This window comes from Sporosarcina quadrami (genome assembly GCF_014836615.1).
In the GTDB taxonomy this organism is placed as follows: domain Bacteria; phylum Bacillota; class Bacilli; order Bacillales_A; family Planococcaceae; genus Sporosarcina; species Sporosarcina quadrami.
The window spans coordinates 129,043-150,259 of sequence record NZ_JACSQN010000006.1 but is presented as its reverse complement, the minus strand read 5'-3'; the positions used below and the strand labels follow the sequence as shown (position 1 = coordinate 150,259).

The window sequence follows — 21,217 nt, the reverse complement described above, 5'->3', positions numbered from 1 at the left end:
GTGGTGCCACAAAATAAAAAACCAGCACGTTAAAATGCTGGTTTTCCAAACGTTACTTATTCAACCTGATCTCCCGAAATCTCTTCCTCTTCATCCGGCTTCGCACGATAAACTGAGAAAGCCAAAATGACCGCAACGATGGACATTGCAAAAGCGATAAAATAAACGAGTTCAACACCCGCCACCATCGCCATACTAATCGTCGCAGGATCTTCTGGAGTCGCAGATCCATCCAAAACCTTCATCTGTCTGGCATTCAAAATGCTAATGAAAATCGAAACACCAATCGCACCTCCAACTGGCTGTAACGTTGACATGACTGCTGTCCCGTGTGGATATAACCTTTTCGGCAACTGATTCAATCCATTCGTCTCAGCAGGCATCATTATCGCTGAAATCGTTAGCATAATTAAAATATATCCAAGAACGACGACCCAAACTGGAGTGTCAACCGTCAACCTGCTCATCATGAACATCGTTCCACTCAAAATAATCGTCGCCGGAATCATCAATACACGTGGTCCGAATTTATCAAACAGATGACCCATGAACGGCGACATGATTCCATTCAAAATGGCTCCAGGCAAAAGGACCAAACCGGCTGCTGCAGCAGTTAACGCCAACGGACCTTGCATATAAAGAGGCAAAATGATTTCCGAAGCAAACATCGCCATAATAATGATCAAAAACATAATGACCGCATGCGTATACATTGGATAGCGGAACACTCGCAAATCCATTACAGGCTCATCTAGCTTCAATTGCCGTAGCACAAAAAGAACGACGCCAACGACACCGACAATCATCGTGGCCAGCACATTCACACTTGAAAAGCCATTTTCACTATTGGAGACAGAACTAAAAGCATAAACGATTCCACCGAAGCCGACCGTCGAAAAGACCAACGATATCACATCAATCTTAGGCTTTGTAACTTCAGATACATTAACCAAATACTTAAAAGCAAATGCAATAGAGAACATTGCAAACGGTATAACGATAATAAACAAATAACGCCATCCAAGGTATTCAACAATCACACCTGATAATGTCGGACCAATTGCTGGTGCAAACATTATGACAAGGCCAATCAATCCCATCACTTTCCCACGACGTTCCGGCGGGAAAATTAATAAAAATACATTGAAGATAATAGGCATCAACAATCCTGTCCCAACTGCTTGAATCAGCCGTCCGACAAGTAAAATTGAAAATGTAGGCGCACTGGCACTGACAATTGTTCCGATCGTGAAAATAGTCATCGTTCCGAGAAACAATTGGCGGGTTGTAAACCATTGTAAAAGCAATGCGGAAATAGGGATGACAATCGCCATTACAAGCAAAAAGCCTGTCGCCATCCATTGCACTGTCGGCAATTCAATTGAAAACTCTTCCATTAAAGTAACCAGCGCGATATTCAGTAGGGTCTCATTCAGAATCGCAAAAAAAGCACCAATTATGAGCGAAATCATAATCGGCATGACCTTCACATTTGGATTATCCGCCAAGTATTCATACTTTTTCGGTTCCACAGTTTCTTGCATAATAAAACTCCTCTCGTCCACTTAATTATTGTTGGCGTTGTTCCGTAAAAGTAGTCAAAAAGGAGCTCCCTCAAAAAAAATAAAAGCATTAGTAAAACAATAAAAAAGAGCGGGAAAGTCCCGTCTCTTATACTTTATCATTAAATTTTGAAAGCAACTCGTTTCACATTACTCCCCATAAGCAGAGCCATTTAATTAGTCATTTAACATGATTTGGAATATAATAGTTACTATCTCCAGAATGAAAATGTAGGGCTATAATAGCATGCAAGCACGCACATTACAACCGATAAAGCAAGCGCTGAAATATTATTTTTAGTTTAATACTTTAGATAACGTGTTATATAGTAATAGAGTGAAACATTTGAAAAAAATAAGGGATGTGCATCCAAGATGAGCCCAAACCGAAAAGCTTCGGAGCTACTACAGAAAAAAGAAGACATCCAAAACTGGAACGCACGCAGAGCCTCCAAAAAGAAGAAATACAAAACAACAACAAAACCTGTAACCGATTACGTCGTCCTGGATTTTGAGACAACCGGATTCCGTGCAGGCGCAGACCGAATCATTCAAATCGGTGCCCTCAAATACTTCAATCATGAACAGACAGAACTACTCAATACCTTTATCAATCCAGAACGTCACATCCCGCTAACCATCACAAGACTTACCGGCATCTCCAACGAAATGGTCGAAATGGCCCCAACAATCGAAAACAAAATCGACGAACTCATCCAATTCATCGGGGACCTACCCATCATCGCCCACAACGCCTCCTTCGACATGGGTTTCCTATACGCGCTCGACAACCTCGAAGGCATCACCATACCAGAATACACCGTCATCGACACTGTCAAACTAGCACGCAAAACGATAATCGAAACACCAAACCATAAACTCGGCACCCTCGCCGACTACCTGCAACTCGAACACGACGCCCACGACGCTATCGGCGACTGCCTAGCCACCGCCGCCATCTACCAATACTGCACCCAATAAAAAACCGCCAAAGGAGCGGTTTTTTTAATGTCTCAATCATCAAAAGTCCATAACCGCTTACAAAAGTCCATAACTTCAACCAAAACTCCATAACCGACTACAAAACTCCATATCTCTCCCGAAAACTCCATAACTACACGCAAAACTCCATAACGACAAAAAAATCACCCCGCAAATTCGAAATTCCCCACTAGAAACCTCACGAAAAATCCACTTTGCCAAAAAGCATTCCATTCCATCCACAATCAAGCTACACTAAACTCGAGGTGAAAATCATGATCTACAAAACGCGCACAATGCCCAACGAACTCAAAGCACTCCAATCACTCGACAAACGCCTGTCGCGGCACCACGAAAAAAAGTACATCATCCAAAAAGAACTTTACGCCATCCAAGCCGGTTACGCAGGAGAACTCGAATTTGACGCCTACATGACCGACTTCAATCCCGACTATCCATACGCCATCCTGAACGATCTCTACCTCCAGAACAACAGAATCTATTTTCAAATCGATGCGCTTCTCATTACACCATCAACCATCATCGTCATCGAAGTGAAAAATTACGCCGAAAAAACCGTCATCACAGAAAACCCCATGCAATTCATCAAGACATACAAAAACGGCGACCGTAAAGCCCGTCCAAATGTAATTAATGAAGTAAAACGGAAAATACGCCATCTTCAAAAATGGTTAATCAAAAAAGGCATACGCACCCCCATCGATGGCCTTATCACATTCGCAAACACAAACGAACTTTCTATAGAAAGCACAAACTTGGAAATGAAAATCCTATCCAACGACGAAGCCCCCACATATCTCGAATCCTTACCCATCCAACCGCAATCACTTAACGAAAAAACCATCAAAAAAGTAGCCCGTGAATTAGCCAAACACCATAAAGAATTCAATCCATTTCCAATCTCAAAGCGCTATGGAATCAAACCATCCGAAATTCAACCAGGCGTCCTCTGTCCATCATGCCAACAAATCGGAATGAAATGGAGAACAGAAAAATGGAATTGCCCATGTAGTTATCACGATAAACATGCTCACTTACACACAATCGAAGAATGGTTCATGCTCATCCAACCGACCATAACTAACCGTGAATTTCGCCAATTCAGCAAACAACCCAACCCGAATGTAGCCCGAACTCTACTTAAAAAATCCAACCTAATACAACACGGCGAACGAAGAGGCATTCACTACAAACAACAAAAAATCACCAATACCTAAGAAGCGCTCCCATATCGAAGCGCTTTTCCTTCCTCATCACCACCCAAAAGTCCATATCCACATGCAAAACTTTATAAAGCCAACCCCTCTAATTTGTAAAAATCATTCAGCGCAACAAGCAATCCCTTCAACAAAAAACTCCCGCGACCTCTCGGCTAATCCCAAAAGTCCATATCTCATAGCAAAAGTCCATAACTCCTCACAAAAGTCCATATCCTCATGCAAAACTTCATAACTTTCCCTAAAACTCCATAACCGCCCGCAAAACTCCATAACCAAGCAAAACTCACTATTCCATCTACCACGCAATCCTGTATAATCAACCCAAACAACAAAATCGCACACAAACAAGAAAGGAGCCCACATCATGCCAACCAACCCGCAAACGCAAAAAACCTACAAACCCGATCCGCGCTTCAAAATCGCCCATAAAGAAGCAAAAATCGGCATCGCACTAGCCATATTCAACTTCATCTGGTGGTTCGGCTTCGCCTACGGACTCGGCAACCGCCCACCCGAACAATACACATACACATTCGGCCTGCCCGACTGGTTCTTCTACAGCTGCGTCATCGGCTTCATCCTAATGTCCGCACTCGTCATCGTCATCACAAAATACGCACTAACCGAAGTCTCACTCGAACCTGAACCCGACCAACAAAAGGAGGACTCCCAAACGCCATGAACATCCAAGTCATCATCCCGCTCATCATCTTCCTACTCGCGATCTTCGCCGTCGGATTCATTGCATCTAAACAAATGGGTGGTAAAACCGGATTCCTCCAAGAATACTTCCTAGGAGGACGCGAACTCGGCGGCTTCGTCCTCGCCATGACAATGGTCGCCACATACGGCAGCGCATCCAGCTTCCTCGGTGGCCCCGGAACCGCCTACACAGTCGGCTTCGGCTGGATCCTGCTCGCCATGAGCCAAGTCGTCACAGGCTATTTCGTCCTACTTATCCTAGGAAAGAAATTCGCAATCCTAGCACGCAAATACAACGCCATCACAATGATCGACTTCCTAAAGGCACGTTACAACAGCTCAGCCGTCGCAATTCTTTCAGCACTCGCAATTATCATATTCCTATTTTCCGCCATGACCGCACAATGGGTCGGCGGCGCGCGGCTCATCGAATCACTAACCGGATTACAATACACATCAGCACTATTCATCTTCGCGATTTCCGTCCTCGTCTACGTGACAATCGGCGGATTCCGCGCAGTCGCACTGACCGACGCCGTCCAAGGAGCCATCATGGTCATCGGCACACTCATCCTCCTCATCGGCGTCATCATCGCCGGCGGGGGAGTACCAGCCATCATGCAAGATTTGCTCAATGAAAACCCGAGACTCGTCACGCCATACGGAGCAGACGGATCACTCACACCCGCCTACATATCCTCCTTCTGGATACTCGTCGGCGTCGGCGTCGTCGGACTCCCGCAAATGGCCGTCCGCGCCATGAGCTACAAAAGCTCCCGCGCTATGCACCGGGCACTCGTCATCGGCACAATCGTCACAGGCTTCATCATGCTCAACATGCACCTGATCGGCATCTTCGCGCGCCCCGTACTACCAGGAATCGACGTAGGGGACAAAGTCATTCCGTTAATCGCGCTAGAAGTATTGCCCCCATGGTTAGCGGGCGTCGTCCTCGCGGCACCAATGGCGGCCATCATGTCCACAGTAGACTCACTACTTTTGCTCGTCAGCTCAGCAATCGTCAAAGACGTCTACATCAACTTCATCAAACCCGAAGCAACTGAAAAACGCATCAAACAAATCAGCATTGGCGTCACAGCCCTACTAGGAACCATCGTCTTCCTCCTAGCCCTGCAGCCGCCCGACCTGCTCATCTTCCTGAACCTATTCGCCTTCGGTGGACTAGAGGCCGCCTTCATCTGGCCAATCGTCCTCGGACTCTACTGGAAATACGGCAACAAATACGGAGCAATACTAAGCATGATCACAGGCATCGCCAGCTACATCGCCATCCATTTCTACAACACAACAAACGGCAACCTATTCGGCGTACACACAGTAACACTCCCAATCCTACTGTCCCTAATCGCCTACATCATCGGCTCCCTCGCCATCCAGCGAAAAGCCTTCAGGTTTTGAATCAACCAAAAGCGGACTCCCACAACCGGAAGTCCGCTTTTACAATCCATAAGTCCATATCTCTCTGCAGAAGTCCATAACTCCGCGCAAAACTCCATAACTCCCACTCAAACTCCATAAACCCTCACATTCCCAATCCATCTTCCTGTATAATCAAATCTACCAAACACCAACTAGAAAGAAGGCAACCCGAAATGTGGAAACTATACGCAATCCTCACAACAACAATGCTCATCTGGGGACTCAACCTACCCCTACTCAAATACATGCTCACATTCATGACACCCGTCACCATGACCGCATTCCGCATCCTCACAGCCGGAATCACCGTCTTCATCATCCTTAGCGCATTCAAACTCGTCCGCCTACCAACCAAAAAAGAATGGCCCTACATCATCGGCGGAGCAGCACTCAACGTCGTCATGCACCACTACTTTCTCAACATGGGCCTCTTCCGAACAACCGGCACAAACGCCGGCCTCATCCTAGGAACCGGCCCCGTCCTAACCGCCATTCTTACAGCACTCATCCTGCGAAACTACCCGACCAAAATCCAATGGCTCGGCGCCATCACAGGCTTCATCGGCATCGGATCAGTCGTCCTCGCAGGCCAACAAGGACTAACTGGCCTCAAACTAGGCGACACATTCGTCTTCCTAGCCATACTCGCACAAGTTCTTTCTTTCTTGATAATCGCGAAAGCAGCAAGAACACTAGACCCAAGACTACTCACCGCGTACATGTTAACAACAGGAAGCATCATCCTGATCATCATCAGCTTCATCCAAGAACCAGGTGAAATCACCAAATTTACAACCGTCCCGCCATCATTCTGGGCAGCATTCACAGCAAGCGCCGTCCTAGGAACAGCCGTCGGACACATGCTTTACAACTACTCACTCGGAAAAGTCGGCCCATCCAAAGCCGCCATTTTCATGAACCTGAACACACTCTTCTCCCTAATCGGATCCGCACTTTTCCTAGGAGAAATCATCACCGGCCGCCACCTAATCGGCTTCGCCTTCATCATCATCGGCGTCATCCTCGGATCAGGAGCAGCAGAAGACCTCTACAAAAAACACAAAAACAAAAGGGAAGCGTCGGCCTAGCCAACACTTCCCTTAACTGCCTAGTTAGTCAAACCCCATTCAGCGCGACAACAAAACACCCACAACACAACCAAACCTCTCCGTAACGCAATCAAACTCAATCGCAACACAACCATCCCATCCCGCAACACAACCAACTTTCCGCGTAACACAATCAACCAGCACCGCAACACAATCAAATCCAAGCAACACAATCAAATGGATGCGCAACACAACCAAACCTCTCCGCAACACAATCAAACTCAATCGCAACACAACCATCCCGCCCCGCAACACAACCAACCCCTAATTTGTAAGGCCCCATCCAGCGCGACTACATGAACCGTCGTTACACAACCAACTCCCCGCGTAACACAATCAACTAGCACCGCAACACAATCAAATCCAAGCAACACAATCAAATGAAAGCGCAACACAACCAAACCTCTCCGCAACGCAATCAAACTCAAGCGCTACACAACCATCCCGCCCCGCAACACAATCAACGCCACTTAACTTGCTATGACTCAACCAAAATGCTAATCTATCAAAGAACAAAGAATATTCAATACAAAGGAGCGATTATCCATACACGAAAAACGTAACCCGCCCGAAGAATTACTTCCACTACAACGATTGCTAGCAAGATTACCAAGCAGCCATCCCCGATACCTAGCAATCAGCAAGAGGGCACACCAACTTAAAGCCGGATACGACGGCGAACGCTATGTAGACAAAATCCTGAACGAAATCGCCTTCCCCCAGGGCACATCAATCTTGAAAGACATCACGTTGGAAATAAACCCCGACTATATCATTCAGATTGACACACTGATCATCACTCCTTACAACTCATATCTCCTTGAAATCAAAAACTATTCAGGTTCAATCCAATTCAATCAAACAGTAGGCAAAACAATCAAAACGTCCCCAAACGGTCAAATGGACAAATACGACTGCATAATCCACCAATTAGACAGAGCAAAAACAGGACTTAAAGAATGGCTTAATCAGCACAATATGGACATGCCGATCGAGGCACTTATCGTCATGGCCAACAGCAACACAGACATACCGATTCCGCTTGAAACAGCAATCGTCAAATACGCCAAGCAAATCCCGCTCTATATACGCTCACACTTTAAAAAAGAAAAAACAATTACAAGCACATCTATCAATAAAATCACAAAAACCATTCAGCTACATCGCAAAAAGTGGTGGACCGATTTCCCATGCAAACAATACAACATCTCCCCAAACGAGCTAAAAAGGGGAGTCCTATGCAACACATGCAACGAGCCTACAACCCGGATCCCTGGCCATTCTTGGTTCTGCTACCTATGCAAAAAGAACAACAAATCCGCCCTGAATAAATCCGTAGACGACTGGTTCCTACTAGTCAGCCCAACACTCACAAACCGTCAACTCAGACTCTTTCTCGGACTAAGATCCAGCTCAGCCACAAGCGTAGTCCTACGATCTCAAAATCTCAAACGCCACGGCGCCACACGCAACATCACATACACAAAGAAATGAAAAAGCCGCAAAAAAGCGGTTTTTTCATTGCAATAAATCAATATGCAATAGACTCATCTTCACACCAACCCCTAATTAGTCAAACCCCATTCAGCGCGACAACAAAACGCCGCGCAACACAACCAACTCCCCACGTAACACAATTAACCAGCATCGCAACACAATCAAATCCAAGCAACACAATCAAATGAATGCGCAACACAACCAAACCTCTCCGCAACGCAATCAAACTCAAGCGCTACACAACCATCCCATCCCGCAACACAACCAACCCCAACCTCCACCAAAAAAACACATCAAAATACCCACCCTCAAACCTCGAAAACCCACTCAACAATCTAGCACGAAAGGCCGATATTAAAAGAAAAGGAGACTTAACCATGAAAAAACACATCCTAACAACCGCTCTCGCTGCTACACTACTCATCACAACAACAACAGCACAAGCAAAATCATTCATAGACGTTCCGACAACACACTGGGCACACGCACCAATCGACACCATCTCAAACGCCGGCCTCATCAACGGCTACGACGACGGCACATACCGACTCAACCATCCCGTCACACGCGCGCAATCCGCGAAAATCGTCGCCCTCGCCATCAATGCGAAACCGACAGACGACTACAAACTAGCATTCAAAGACGTCACCCAAGCACACGGCTCCTATAATCACATAAAAGCACTCACACAACGTGGCGTCTTCCCAAACACCGAAACCTTCAACCCGAACGCTCCACTTAAACGGGAAGACATGGCCAAAATGATCGCCGTCGCCTACAACATCATCCTGGACGACAACGACCTCATCAGCTTCAAAGACGTAAACAAATCAAACGCCAACTATAAATACATCACAGCAATCGCAGAACTCAACATCACCACAACAAAACAAGGAGGCGAATTCCTACCGACAGAACCCGTCACCCGAGCCCAAATGGCTGCCTTCGTCACACGCGCCATGGAATTCGACGCCAAGCGCAAAACAGGCGAAATCTATTACGACAAAACGAAAAAACAATACGTCGAGAAAATCTACACAATCCCAGAAGCTCCACCCGTCGCAATGGAAGAACCTTATGCACTCCAATCAATTAATCTAGTAAACAAAGAACGCCAGCAACACAAACTCACGCAACTCACACACGACAAAGCACTTACAGCCATCGCTCAAAAGAAAGCGGAAGACATGGCGAAAAACAACTACTTTGCCCACCAATCTCCGACATACGGATCCGTCGGCCAAATGCTCGACCGCTACAAATACGATTGGACAGCCTACGGCGAAAACATCGCCAAAGGCTACACAACATCCGCCTCTGTCGTCGACGGCTGGATGAACTCACCAGGCCACCGCGCCAACGTCTTACAAAGCAAATTCACCAACATCGGCTCAGGCTACGCCACCGACAAAGACGGCACAACGTACTGGGTCCACATGTTTTCAAAAAAATAAATCCAAAACAAAAAGCAGAGACCTACAAATCTCTGCTTTTTCCAATCAACCCTCCACAAAAACTCCTACTCTACAAAACTATTCCTCCGTTCCATGTCTTTAATTCCGCAAAGTGGGTATAATAAACAAAAGCATACATACAAATTCAAATCACCTTCTATTATAAACCCACCCGAAAGGAGGATCATCGACATGAAAAAACTGCAAGCCGTACTATTCGCATTCATAGCCATCATCATTCTCGCACCAACCGCAGCAGCAGCGGAATCCGCAACAAACACAAAAATCGACGACATCAAATTCTTCGTCGAAAACTTCTACTACGGTGACATCCCGAAAAACCTGAACGACATGACCACCGTCGAAGAAATCATGGACGCACTCGATGACTACTCCCGGTACATGTCCGCAACCGAATACAACGACTACGTCGCGTCAGTCGGAGCCGACGACCTGGCACTCGCCGACCTGGACAAGCCCGGTGTTACTAGCGCCTTACTTTACGGCGACATCGGCTACATTCGCGTCAAAACGTTCTCAGGCACGATGAACAAAGACATCATCAACCATTACCTGAAATTAAAAAAGCAAGGCGCTGACAAACTTATCCTCGACCTCCGCTATAACGGAGGCGGCTACGTCGAAAGCGCCGAACAACTACTCGGCCACTTCCAAGGCGTCAAAACAGCCTATGAGATGAAAACAAGAGAAGGGACCACAACGATAAAACCCGTCCCGTCAAAAGTGAAATTCCCGGAAAAGACCTACGTACTCGTCAACCGCTACTCCGCATCCGCCTCTGAAATCGTGGCAGCATCACTCCAAGATCAGAACGCGGCAATCGTAGTCGGTGAAAAGACGAAAGGGAAGGGCACCATCCAATCATTCTTCGAATTCGAAGACGGCTCAGCACTCAAACTGACAATCGGTGAATTCACCGGCCCAAAACAAAAGAAGATCCATCACGTCGGCATCACACCGACCATCAAAGCCGAACACGACAAAGAACTAACGACAATCCATGAACGACTCGTAAAAGAAACACTGACACAACGCCAATTCAACGCACTCGAAAACGTAACTACCGTCCCGTCAAACAAGACATTCCAAATCCATTTCACACAAGAAATGAACCTTACTGCCACCGATACGTCCAGTAAAGTAGAACTCGTCAAAGTAGGCGGAGTATCCGTGCCGATCATCGTCAAACAAAACGGCACAGACAAACTCGCCGTCACACCGAACAAACAGATGCAAAAAGGCGGCAGCTACTACCTCGTCATCCATCCCGGCTTCACAAACACCGTCGGACGGACAACGAAAAACGGCACATTCACATTCTTTACGGTAGAATGAACAACAAAGAACCGGTAAGAAGGCATATAAAACAGCCTCCTTATCGGTTCTCCCGCGTCACACGCTCAACACTTTGTACCAACCAAGCGAATATGCTATAATCAACTGATTATTTAACTTGCTCCCAAAGGGCGGAAGCAAGTTAAAGCCTCCGGCGGATGTCACAGATTTTCAGCGGGGATTTTCAAGCAAGCTTGAAAAATCTGGACGCAATTACGCCAAGGCGTAATTGATTAAACCCTAAACTACCAGCACGTTCAAGAAGAAAGGAACATCATCCACATGACTAAAAACATTTGCGTAATCGGCCTCGGCTACATCGGCCTTCCAACAGCTGTCATGTTCGCCAACAGCGGCGTACACGTCCACGGCGTCGACATTAACGAAAAAGCCGTCAACATGATCTCAAACAAGCAACTACATATAGAAGAGAACGGATTACAAGAACGCCTCGAGCAAGCAATCGACGAAGGCTTCTTTACCGTTTCCACACAACCAAAAGAAGCGGACGTCTACATCGTAGCAGTCCCGTCACCAATCAATCCCGACAACACAGCAAACTTGGAATACATTCGCCAAGCAACCGCTTCAATCGTGCCCTATTTAAAGCCAGGCGTACTCGTCATCCTGGAATCGACTGTCCCGCCAAAGACCGTCGAAAACATCATGCTGCCTGAACTTCGTAAATCCAACCTGACACTCGGTGAAGACCTATTCGTCTCTCACTCACCAGAGCGCGTCATCCCAGGCAAGATTTTCGAAGAACTCGTCAACAACGACCGCATCGTCGGCGGCATTACAGCCGAATCAGCGGAAATGACAAAAGCACTCTACAAAACATTCGTCCAAGGTGAAATCCACCTCACAGACGCAACAACAGCGGAACTCGTCAAAGTAATGGAAAACACCTACCGTGACGTCAACATCGCATTCGCGAATGAACTCGCAAAAATCGCAGAGACAATCGGCGTCGACATTTGGGAAGCCATCCGCTTCGCAAACTTCCACCCACGCGTCAACATTCACTACCCAGGTCCAGGCGTAGGCGGACACTGTATCGCAGTCGATCCTTGGTTCCTCGTCGAACTAAGCCCTGAAAACGCCGACATCATCCATAAAGCACGCCTGACAAACGACGCCATGCCGCAATTCGTCGCCCAAAAAGCGAAAAACATCCTAAACGACATGCAAATCACAAACGGCAAAGTCGCAGTCCTAGGCCTCGCATTCAAAGGCGACGTCGACGACATGCGCGAAAGCCCGTCCGTCAAAGTGATCGAAGCACTTCAAGCGCTCAACATCGAAGTGACATCTTTCGATCCGCACATTAAAGAAGTGCAGCACGCAACACAGAAGACAACAATGGACGAAGCAATCCAAGACGCAGACATTCTCATCCTGACAACCGATCACACCGTCTTCAAACAGCTCAGCCCGTCGACACTCACAACAAAAGAACCAAAACCGTTCATCTTGGACACGAAAAACGCACTCGACAAAAACAAATGGCAGCAAGCCGGCTTCCACTACCTGAAACTAGGGGACGGCTCAACAACAGGAGCAAACAGGTAATGAAAGAACAAATACTCGGCGTCAACGTCAACACAGAAAACTACGACGAACTCATACCAAAGCTCTTTGCCAACATCGACACCAAAAAGAAATCACTCGTCGTTGCCATCAACCCTGAAAAGTTAATGAAAGCAAAAGACGACCCAGCACTCAAAGCACTCCTCAACCGTGCGGAATTCCAAATCCCAGACGGCATAGGCGTGATAATCGCGTCCAAATTACGTAAAGGCAATATAGAGTCCCGCGTAACAGGCGTCGACATGATGGACAGAATAGTGAGGGAAGCCGCAAAAACGGGCAAGTCCATCTTCCTCTACGGTGCCAAACCGGGCGTCGCAGAAGCGGCAGCCCGTAAACTAACCGACACTTATCCAAACCTACAAGTCGCCGGTACACTAGATGGCTATGAACAAGATACACAAAAAGTACTCAACGCTATTAATGAAGCGAAACCAGAAATCCTATTCGTCGCCATGGGTTCACCAAAACAAGAACTCTGGATCGAACAACATCGAGACAACTTGTACCCGACACTCTACCAAGGAGTCGGTGGTTCATTCGACGTCCTAGCAGGCAACATCAAGCGGGCACCAGCCGCATTCCAAAAAGTCGGTGCCGAATGGTTATACCGACTGATCCTTGAACCAAGCCGCCTAAAACGGCAAATGAACCTCCCAAAATTTTTATTTGAAATAATACGGCAAAACAAATAAATGATACTTGTAATCTATTATTACTGATGATAGAATACGTAAGTGTAAGGATAATTTCCTCTGTAACATATATAATTAACGCCACGCAGAACGAAAACGGTTGGTTGACCGCACAAAAAGCCTTGAACAGCTCCCATCTGTTCAAGGCTTTTTGTCATTTGAAAAGCGGAAGGAGCCGTTTAGAGGCGACCGGCATAAGGCGAAGATGCATAGCGGTGTTTTTTGCCGCGGCGCAGATTTGACTTATGACCCGAGCCTCTGGCTCCTGGAGCTAGACAGTAGAAAAGCGGAAGGCAGACTCTACAACCTTTACTTTTAAATAAATCCTCGCAACTTAAAACAACTAATCTTCTATCTAAATCATACGATGGAATTCCACTCCAAGTAAATCCTTCCAACATATCCCGTAAAATTCACAAACCCAAAACAAACATGACAAATTAACTGATTGTACGACTTTTCTAGAAATATCATCGAAATACTTGATATTAATCTGAAATACGATAGAATGGTAGAAGCAGTGGAGAATTACATAGCGTTTTTGCATAGCAATCTAGCAAAATATCATTAAGTAATTGACATCCCTGCTGATAGTAACTATACTTTACTGTGTAATGTGTTCTACATCCATTTTGCCGTGGGGTAGATTACAAATTTTATTTTCTAATTAGAGGAGGAAATTATTCAATGGCTAACCAACCAACGAAGTACCGCAAGTTTATCGTGGGAGCTGCTTCAGCTGCACTAGTAGCATCAGCAGTTGCACCGGTAGCAAGCGCAAAAGATTTCAAAGACACGAAAGGTAACACACATGAAGCTGCAATCGACGCACTATCAGACAAAAATATCATCACTGGGTACGAAGATGGTACTTTCAAGCCAAACAAGACATTGACTCGTCAAGACGTAGTCAAGCTTATGGGTAAATGGCTTGTATCTGAAGGGTACACTGTACCTGCTGATGCAAGAACAAAAATGCGTTTCGCTGACTTGAAGACAACTTCAAACGGTGAATTGCTTGATATGGCTGCTCTAGCATATGACAACGGTCTTTTCATCGGTACTCCAGATGGTAAACTAGATCCAGCGGGCAACATTACTCGTGAAAACATGGCGGTAGTACTAGTTCGCGCGTTCGATCGTTTCCATGATATCGATCTTGCTTCATACGTAGCTGATCAAGACTTCAAAAAAGATGTTACTGACTTAGGTAAGGCGAAAGCTGAAGCTCGTCCGGCAATCGATGTCCTTGATTTCTTTGACATTACTAACCCTGCTGCACCTGTATTCAACCCTAAAGACACAACTACTCGTGGACACTTTGCAACATTCTTGCACAAAGCATTGAACACTGATTTCTCTGATGTAACATCATCAGCAGTTGCGTCAGGTGACGTTAAAGTTATCAATGCAAACACAGTTGAAGTAACATTCAAAGAGCCAGTACTAAACATCAAGTCTTTAGATTTCACTATTGATGGCTTGACTGTAGCGAACGCAGCTGTTAAGCAAACTAATCCTAACGTAGTTGTTTTGACAACAGCAGACCAAAAGGGAGGAGAAAAGTACACTGTTAAACTTGACGGTAAAGCAATCGGTACTTTTGTAGGTATTTCTAAAGTGCTTCCAAAATCTATCGCTTTTGGACAACAATCCTTACAAGGTAAGACTGGTCAACAAGTTATCTTGACAGCGGATATTGGTATAAAAGAAGCTGGTGTTCCAGTAACGTTTAACGTGAGTGCTGGATCAGATACTACTTTGAATCCACAACTTCTACTTGAAGCAACTACAGACGAGAATGGGATTGCTACTTATTCATATACTCGTTATGCGGGTACTACTGACGTAGTCACAGCTTATCCAACTGGTAACCCTTCAGTAAGAGCAACGGCTCTAGTATATTGGAATTCTAGCCTTGCAATCTCAGAAGTTACTGAAGGAAACGTATTAACTAACGGATCTAAGAAGGTCTATAAAGTGACTGGTGCAGCAAATACACATGTTAACGTTACTTTTGCAGAAAACGTTGATGTAACGCCGGATAAAGGTGTTCGCGGTGTCACTGTAACAGACGCAACAGTTAATAGTGGAACTACACCATATCAGTACTTGAACGGAAACGTAAATCAAGTGCGCGTACTACTTAACTCAAAAGGTGAAGCTACATTTACTGTAACTGGTTCAAATGCTTCAGTAACTCCAATTGTGTTCTTAGATAGCGGTGCTGCATATAATTCATCTAACCAATGGGTTGGTGGAAATGGTAAACTTGATCCAACAGAACTTCAAGCGAAGGCTGCTACAGTTAAGTTTGACAATGTCCAATCAATTGAGCTATCAATTGTTTCTAAAGGAAATGCATATGCATCTGCTCGTCAAACAGTAACAAATGGCGGTCGTGATTATGAAGTAACTGTAAAAGATAAAGACGGAAAACTTGCACCAGCAGGAACACCGGTTTACTTAACAGTTCTAGAAGCTGATCAAGACGGTGATGTATACCATGGCGCATTGACAACTCCTTTTGCTAAGAACGGTTCAACAATTCGAACAATTTACACAGATGCTAAAGGTGTAGCTAAATTCACATTACAAGGTTCCAACAATGCATGGGCAGTACCAACTGTTTTCTTAGAAAACGGATCAAAAGCAGGACTTGATGAGTTTGACGCACAGGTTCGTGGGGAAATCGTTTACTTTGGAGCGATTACAGAGCGTACTGGTTCAGTATATGTAACAGACAAACCTATAACAGATCCAACAGCACAACCAGTTGAAACTCTTAATGCCAATGGAGATATTGCATACTTTAATTACAGTGTTGCAGATCAAAACGGAAAAGCGTTAAAAGGATTAACTGAAGCTCATAACTTAACGTTTGAAATCACAAACACAGGATTTAATGATGCAGTTTACAAGGATGCAAATGGTATCTGGACAACAGTTAAAGCAGGTAAAAAAGCTTCTATTTCCTTACAAACAGTAAACGGTCAAGCAACTGTCCAAGTTAAGTCTCTTGGAATTACAGACGTTACTGTAAATGTATCGGGTTCACAGTATACTACTGGTAATAAAACAGCATCTGTATCTTTTGTATCGCCTGCTATTACTTCTGGATTGTCAGTAGTAACAGATATCGATACTCAATACAAATACTTTGAGCTAACAAGAAATGGTGTTACTCAAGCATTCTCATATGATGCGCCTGCATTATTATACATCAATGGTCAAGTTGCAAGTTTTGATAAATTCGAACAAGCTTTAGCTATTGGAACTAAGATTAATTACACTAAAGTTGGAGAAAATAATTCCTTCAATATCGTAACTAACGTAGGGACATTCAATAGCCAAGCTACTTTAGCTACACTGTTAGCTGATACATCAATAACAGCAGTTGAATTATCTGCTACTACAGCTGACAACCTAGTATTCAACCGTCTAGTAAATGTTGATTTAAATGGCAAGAGTACGGGTAATATCAATGTTACTTCAAATGAAATTGGAGTAATGTCTATTACAAACGGTACTATTGGTGGAAACTTAACGGTAGACACTAAAAACGCTGACTTTACTAACGGAGCAACGGTATCAGGTACTACTACAATCACTGATGTAAAAGCAGGTACTTTTGTAAATACTGGAAAACTATCAAATGTAGTTATTACAGATAGCAATGGTACTGCATTCACTAATAAAGGGTTGAAAACTGATGTTGGTGTTGTAGAAGTTAATAGTACTGGCGATGTTGTATTATCTGGAAAATTGGGAACAGTTGAAGTTAAAAATAATGCAACTATTATTCTAGCTGCTGATGCAGAAGTCGATAAGCTAGATGTGAAGTCTGGTAACGTTATTCTTGAAGGTGAAGAGCAAGTTAAAGAAATTGCTATAGCAAACGGAGCAACTCTTAAAGATTATGATGGAGCTGCAATTGAGGAGAAAGTTCCTGCGTTAGGTATGTTCTTCTCGAAAGTTAAAGTCGATGTTACTGGAGAAGAACTTACATTAACAGCTTCAGAAAATATCACATTAACAACTGCTGACTTTGTTTCTATTAAAGTTATTCAAGGTACAGGCACAACAACTATTCCTAATAGTGACGTACAAATTACTTCTACAGATACTGCGAAAATTGCACTTACAGGAAGAAATCTTGAATATCCTGGAACTGTAATTGAAGTAACTGTAAAGCGTAATGATACAACTAATGAAACATACAAAGTTACTTTAGAAAATGGCGTATGGGTAATTAATAAGAAATAATTTATATAGCTTTTATTCTATGAGTTAAATTTCATAGATAAATAATATATAAAACAAATCTTCCCCCCTTAATCAATCAAATGATTAAGGGGGGTTTAAGATTTACAGGTATATTATGGAATAATATTAAGGAGTATAGCTTCTTATAGTGCATACGATGGAGTTGAATAACTTCATTATAATTAATAATAGGATATTAGTGCCTATATAAAGAATTGGACTGAAGTCAGAGACTTTCATGACAATCATAGTAAACTATAGTATAATGTTTAAGATAATATAGGAATAATACTAAACTTGAAGAAGGGCTGTCATTGTGTATGAATTTTAGTGAATTGAGAAGACTGTATATACTTATATTAATTATTGTAGTGCTGATTATGGGTCTTCTGGTAGCTTTTTTTATAGGAAAGAAACAGGACAAGGCGTTTAAAAATGAGGATGCGTTATATGGAGCTATGGTTCAGCACATTGAAGAAAAAAAATTCGAAGATGCTTTAATACTTGCAGAGGGGATAAAAGAGCAACAAAAAAAGTCGGAAATACTTAATTATGCAACCGCTTTGATTTACGGAAACACTGGAGATTTCGATCAAGCAGCTAGGAATATGCAGAGGGCGTTAGATTTGAATCCACACAAAGTAGAGGACTCCATATTCATGTTGCAATTTGCAGAAATGCTATTGTTTGCAGAGCGAAACGAAGATGCAGCGGTTGTACTTGAAAAATGTGCAACTTTACCTATACCGGAAAGTTACCCGCAATATATGGAACGGATTGAACAATTGCAAGGACAGCTGAACGGATAAATGGGAAAGGAAGATTTTATACTATGGTTTCTTATAAAATGAATTCAACCTTACTTAGTGACGTGGAAGAGGATCAACGTTCCCGAGAAACTGCAGACAAATGGATTTTTGGTCTTTTGCTTGTTGTTATTGGATTGGTTCCGCTTCTTGTCGGAGGATATGTTAAAGATATTGCAAGTCCCCTTATTACTAATATTGGAGATATTGCTTCTGGTACAAAAGGTGACATATTTACACACTACAAGATGATTGTCATTCTCATAATTACAATGATAATCACTGGTATTTTTTTAACGAAAATAATATTTATGAATGGACAATTACGTAAAACCAAGCTGAACATATTTATTCCGATTTTCGGTATTGCTATCGTAATGTCTACTATACTATCTCCAAGCATCTCAATTGCTCTCTGGGGACAATACAACCGTTCTGACGGTGCAATCTCATACATATGCTATTTAGCTTTATTTTTCATCGCTATGAATATCGACTATCCGAAAAAAGCCGTACATTACGTTATGTACTCTTTATATCCATTTATATTAATTAATTTAATATTAATTACAATGAACTTCACTGGGCATGATGCGATGACATATCCTGCGGTTCAGAAATTGATGACGATTTTCCTTCCGGAAGGTGCATCCTTAGGCGGAAACTCTATAATGCTCGGTACACTTAACCAATGGAACTTTATGAGTGGTATGTTTGCAGTTATGACAGTTATGTATCTAGCTTGGTCAATTGTAGATGCAAGTAAGATTCGTAGTTTCATAAATGCTGGTGTTGCAGTTATCTCATTTGCGATTATGCTAATGTCTATATCGACTAGCGGGTTCTTGACTATAGTTGTATTGACCCCACTTTTAATAGTGTTAATTTTAAAATCTAGTCAACCTGCGAAAGCATTAATAGCAGTGCTAGCATTTTTGATTATTAGTGTACCAGTCTTTCATGTTCTTGCTGAGAAAGACCCTCGGGTATGGAATGAATCGATTGGTTTTATAGTTAAAAAGAATCCGTACATAAAAGAACAACCTGCTGCAATGGAACATTCAGAAATTCAATTCCCTTGGGTGAAAAAAACCTATGCTGCTGAGAATCAGTTTGAGCTACCAGTTCTACCAGAGAGAGGGATCGCAGCGGGTTCTGGTCGTATGTATATTTGGGAAAAGACTGTGGAATTGACAATGAATCGACCATTATTTGGTTATGGCTTGGACACTTTAATGTATCATTTTCCACATTATCATATTGATGCGCGTGCTGGTATGTGGGATGAAAATACGATTGTCGATAAACCACATAGTATGTATGTTGGTATTTTTTATGGCACAGGCATTGTCGGTTTTCTTGGCTTTGCGGGTATCGTACTTCTTACTGTTATTGCTGCTGTGAAAATAATAGTTAACAGAAGACAGACTATTATTGCTGTATTGGCGGTAGGGTGGCTTGCATTCCTTTTCCAAGGTCTGTTTAATGACTCGCTCCCAGGAACAGCAGGGCCTATGTGGGCGATTGCAGGGATAATGCTAGGAATGTTGTATGCAAATAAAGATGTTGAGGAGATTACTGATGGAAGAAACGATTGAATTACGTGAATTAATCAATATAGTGTGGAAAGGGAAATGGCTTATTGCCGGTCTTACTACGTTATTTGTGTTACTCGCAGGAATTATAAGTTGGTTTATTCTACCGGAACAATATGATTCTAAAGCGACAGTTCAAGTTGCGAGTGAGGTTCAAGATGCTGGAATCATGTCGAGTTATGTAGCTGCGGAATTCACTCCGGTTATTTTTACACAGCGCATTAAAAACCCGACACTTATGAATGAAGCTCTTGAAAAAGCAGGAGTGGACGAGAAATTCGATGTAGAACGACTTTCAGTATCCACACAGGCGAACACGAACCTTGTTGAATTAAAATATACAGCCTTATCGCCTGAAGTAGCACAAGAGCAATTGACGTTGTTTATCGAAAAAACGAAAGAGCGGATGAATCAATCTGTAAAAAATACATTGCAAGAACTTGAGAAAACCTACACATCCGAATCGAAATATTTGTCTGATGAAATTGAAGGTTTGGTCGGCACATACAACGAGAAAATCACAAAAAATGGTTTGCCGGAAATTTTAATCATGCAGACGCTCATCGGTTCACAAATTATAACACCCGTTTCAGATGAACAAATGAATGTTCTGACAAAAGTGGATGGAGCATTACATAACGAGTTAATGCAGATGCAAGCTCAAATTGAATCCAAATCAGTCGAATATAGAAGAGTGCTAGATAAGTATCAATCCGTAAAAACTGGTCTCGACAGCTTCAGGCCAGATCCTTTCATCAGACAAATTGTAGATCCGACATTAGCGGAAAAACCTTCTGCTCCAAGTAAGCTATTAAACGTCGCGATCGCATTAATTATCGGATTAATGGTAGGACTGGGGATTGTCTTTTTCCGAGAGTATTGGAGAAATAGTGAACCTGTAAAATAAGTTGCTTGAAAGAAGG

At 43.5% G+C, this 21,217-nt stretch carries 15 protein-coding genes; 14 read left to right on the top strand and 1 reads right to left on the bottom strand.

The genetic code is table 11. The features are described from left to right. Nucleotides 1-56: 56 nt before the first annotated feature. Nucleotides 57-1,544, bottom strand: a complete 1,488-nt coding sequence (locus H9649_RS08445) for an MDR family MFS transporter (protein ID WP_191694302.1) — start codon at nt 1,542-1,544, stop codon at nt 57-59. 393 nt (nt 1,545-1,937) lie between these two features. Here H9649_RS08445 and H9649_RS08440 point away from each other — a divergent pair, with 393 nt between their 5' ends. The 14 genes from H9649_RS08440 to H9649_RS08375 all read left to right on the top strand — a co-directional run bounded on the left by H9649_RS08440 (nt 1,938) and on the right by H9649_RS08375 (nt 21,201). Continuing rightward, nucleotides 1,938-2,543: a 3'-5' exonuclease gene (locus H9649_RS08440; protein ID WP_191694301.1), complete on the top strand. Its 606-nt coding sequence runs from the start codon at nt 1,938-1,940 to the stop codon at nt 2,541-2,543. Between the two features lie 275 nt (nt 2,544-2,818). Next, entirely contained in the window at nt 2,819-3,781 is a 963-nt protein-coding gene (locus H9649_RS08435; protein ID WP_191694300.1) for a nuclease-related domain-containing protein, read from the top strand. A gap of 367 nt (nt 3,782-4,148) precedes the next feature. Beyond that, nucleotides 4,149-4,466 carry a YhdT family protein gene (locus H9649_RS08430; protein WP_191694299.1) on the top strand — a complete coding sequence of 106 codons (318 nt, stop codon included), beginning with the start codon at nt 4,149-4,151 and terminating at the stop codon, nt 4,464-4,466. After that, the gene (gene panF, locus H9649_RS08425) at nt 4,463-5,905 is read left to right on the top strand and encodes a sodium/pantothenate symporter (protein WP_191694298.1); all 1,443 of its coding nucleotides are present in this window, start codon (nt 4,463-4,465) and stop codon (nt 5,903-5,905) included. Before H9649_RS08430 ends, panF begins: the two co-directional genes overlap by 4 nt. Before the next feature lie 194 nt (nt 5,906-6,099). Beyond that, entirely contained in the window at nt 6,100-7,014 is a 915-nt protein-coding gene (locus H9649_RS08420; RefSeq protein WP_191694297.1) for a DMT family transporter, read from the top strand. A 615-nt stretch (nt 7,015-7,629) separates the two neighbouring features. Continuing rightward, nucleotides 7,630-8,529, top strand: a complete 900-nt coding sequence (locus H9649_RS08415; RefSeq protein ID WP_191694296.1) for a nuclease-related domain-containing protein — start codon at nt 7,630-7,632, stop codon at nt 8,527-8,529. A gap of 380 nt (nt 8,530-8,909) precedes the next feature. Continuing rightward, complete coding sequence (locus tag H9649_RS08410) at nt 8,910-9,986, top strand: CAP and S-layer homology domain-containing protein (protein WP_191694295.1); 1,077 nt, start codon at nt 8,910-8,912, stop codon at nt 9,984-9,986. A 192-nt stretch (nt 9,987-10,178) separates the two neighbouring features. Further along, entirely contained in the window at nt 10,179-11,342 is a 1,164-nt protein-coding gene (locus tag H9649_RS08405; protein ID WP_191694294.1) for a S41 family peptidase, read from the top strand. Nucleotides 11,343-11,624: 282 nt separating this feature from the next. Further along, entirely contained in the window at nt 11,625-12,914 is a 1,290-nt protein-coding gene (locus H9649_RS08400) for a nucleotide sugar dehydrogenase (protein WP_191694293.1), read from the top strand. Next, on the top strand, nt 12,914-13,627 hold the full coding sequence (locus H9649_RS08395) for a WecB/TagA/CpsF family glycosyltransferase (RefSeq protein WP_191694292.1): 714 nt from the start codon (nt 12,914-12,916) through the stop codon (nt 13,625-13,627). Before H9649_RS08400 ends, H9649_RS08395 begins: the two co-directional genes overlap by 1 nt. 687 nt (nt 13,628-14,314) lie before the next feature. Then, the gene (locus tag H9649_RS08390; RefSeq protein WP_191694291.1) at nt 14,315-17,893 is read left to right on the top strand and encodes an S-layer homology domain-containing protein; all 3,579 of its coding nucleotides are present in this window, start codon (nt 14,315-14,317) and stop codon (nt 17,891-17,893) included. A 320-nt stretch (nt 17,894-18,213) separates the two neighbouring features. Further along, entirely contained in the window at nt 18,214-18,702 is a 489-nt protein-coding gene (locus H9649_RS08385) for a tetratricopeptide repeat protein (protein ID WP_191694290.1), read from the top strand. Nucleotides 18,703-18,725: 23 nt separating this feature from the next. Beyond that, nucleotides 18,726-20,297, top strand: a complete 1,572-nt coding sequence (locus tag H9649_RS08380) for an O-antigen ligase family protein (RefSeq protein ID WP_225229755.1) — start codon at nt 18,726-18,728, stop codon at nt 20,295-20,297. Next, nucleotides 20,281-21,201, top strand: coding sequence for a Wzz/FepE/Etk N-terminal domain-containing protein (locus H9649_RS08375; RefSeq protein WP_191694288.1), 921 nt, complete (start codon nt 20,281-20,283; stop codon nt 21,199-21,201). The genes H9649_RS08380 and H9649_RS08375 overlap by 17 nt, the downstream gene beginning before the upstream one ends. Nucleotides 21,202-21,217: the final 16 nt, after the last annotated feature.

Coding starts and splice junctions, on each gene's coding strand:
- H9649_RS08420 (WP_191694297.1), top strand. CDS start 6,100: ATGTGGAAACTATACGCAATCCTCACAACAACAATGCTCATCTGGGGA.
- H9649_RS08400 (WP_191694293.1), top strand. CDS start 11,625: ATGACTAAAAACATTTGCGTAATCGGCCTCGGCTACATCGGCCTTCCA.
- H9649_RS08395 (WP_191694292.1), top strand. CDS start 12,914: ATGAAAGAACAAATACTCGGCGTCAACGTCAACACAGAAAACTACGAC.
- H9649_RS08410 (WP_191694295.1), top strand. CDS start 8,910: ATGAAAAAACACATCCTAACAACCGCTCTCGCTGCTACACTACTCATC.
- panF (WP_191694298.1), top strand. CDS start 4,463: ATGAACATCCAAGTCATCATCCCGCTCATCATCTTCCTACTCGCGATC.
- H9649_RS08445 (WP_191694302.1), bottom strand. CDS start 1,544: ATGCAAGAAACTGTGGAACCGAAAAAGTATGAATACTTGGCGGATAAT.
- H9649_RS08380 (WP_225229755.1), top strand. CDS start 18,726: ATGGTTTCTTATAAAATGAATTCAACCTTACTTAGTGACGTGGAAGAG.
- H9649_RS08375 (WP_191694288.1), top strand. CDS start 20,281: ATGGAAGAAACGATTGAATTACGTGAATTAATCAATATAGTGTGGAAA.
- H9649_RS08390 (WP_191694291.1), top strand. CDS start 14,315: ATGGCTAACCAACCAACGAAGTACCGCAAGTTTATCGTGGGAGCTGCT.
- H9649_RS08405 (WP_191694294.1), top strand. CDS start 10,179: ATGAAAAAACTGCAAGCCGTACTATTCGCATTCATAGCCATCATCATT.
- H9649_RS08435 (WP_191694300.1), top strand. CDS start 2,819: ATGATCTACAAAACGCGCACAATGCCCAACGAACTCAAAGCACTCCAA.
- H9649_RS08385 (WP_191694290.1), top strand. CDS start 18,214: ATGAATTTTAGTGAATTGAGAAGACTGTATATACTTATATTAATTATT.
- H9649_RS08440 (WP_191694301.1), top strand. CDS start 1,938: ATGAGCCCAAACCGAAAAGCTTCGGAGCTACTACAGAAAAAAGAAGAC.
- H9649_RS08430 (WP_191694299.1), top strand. CDS start 4,149: ATGCCAACCAACCCGCAAACGCAAAAAACCTACAAACCCGATCCGCGC.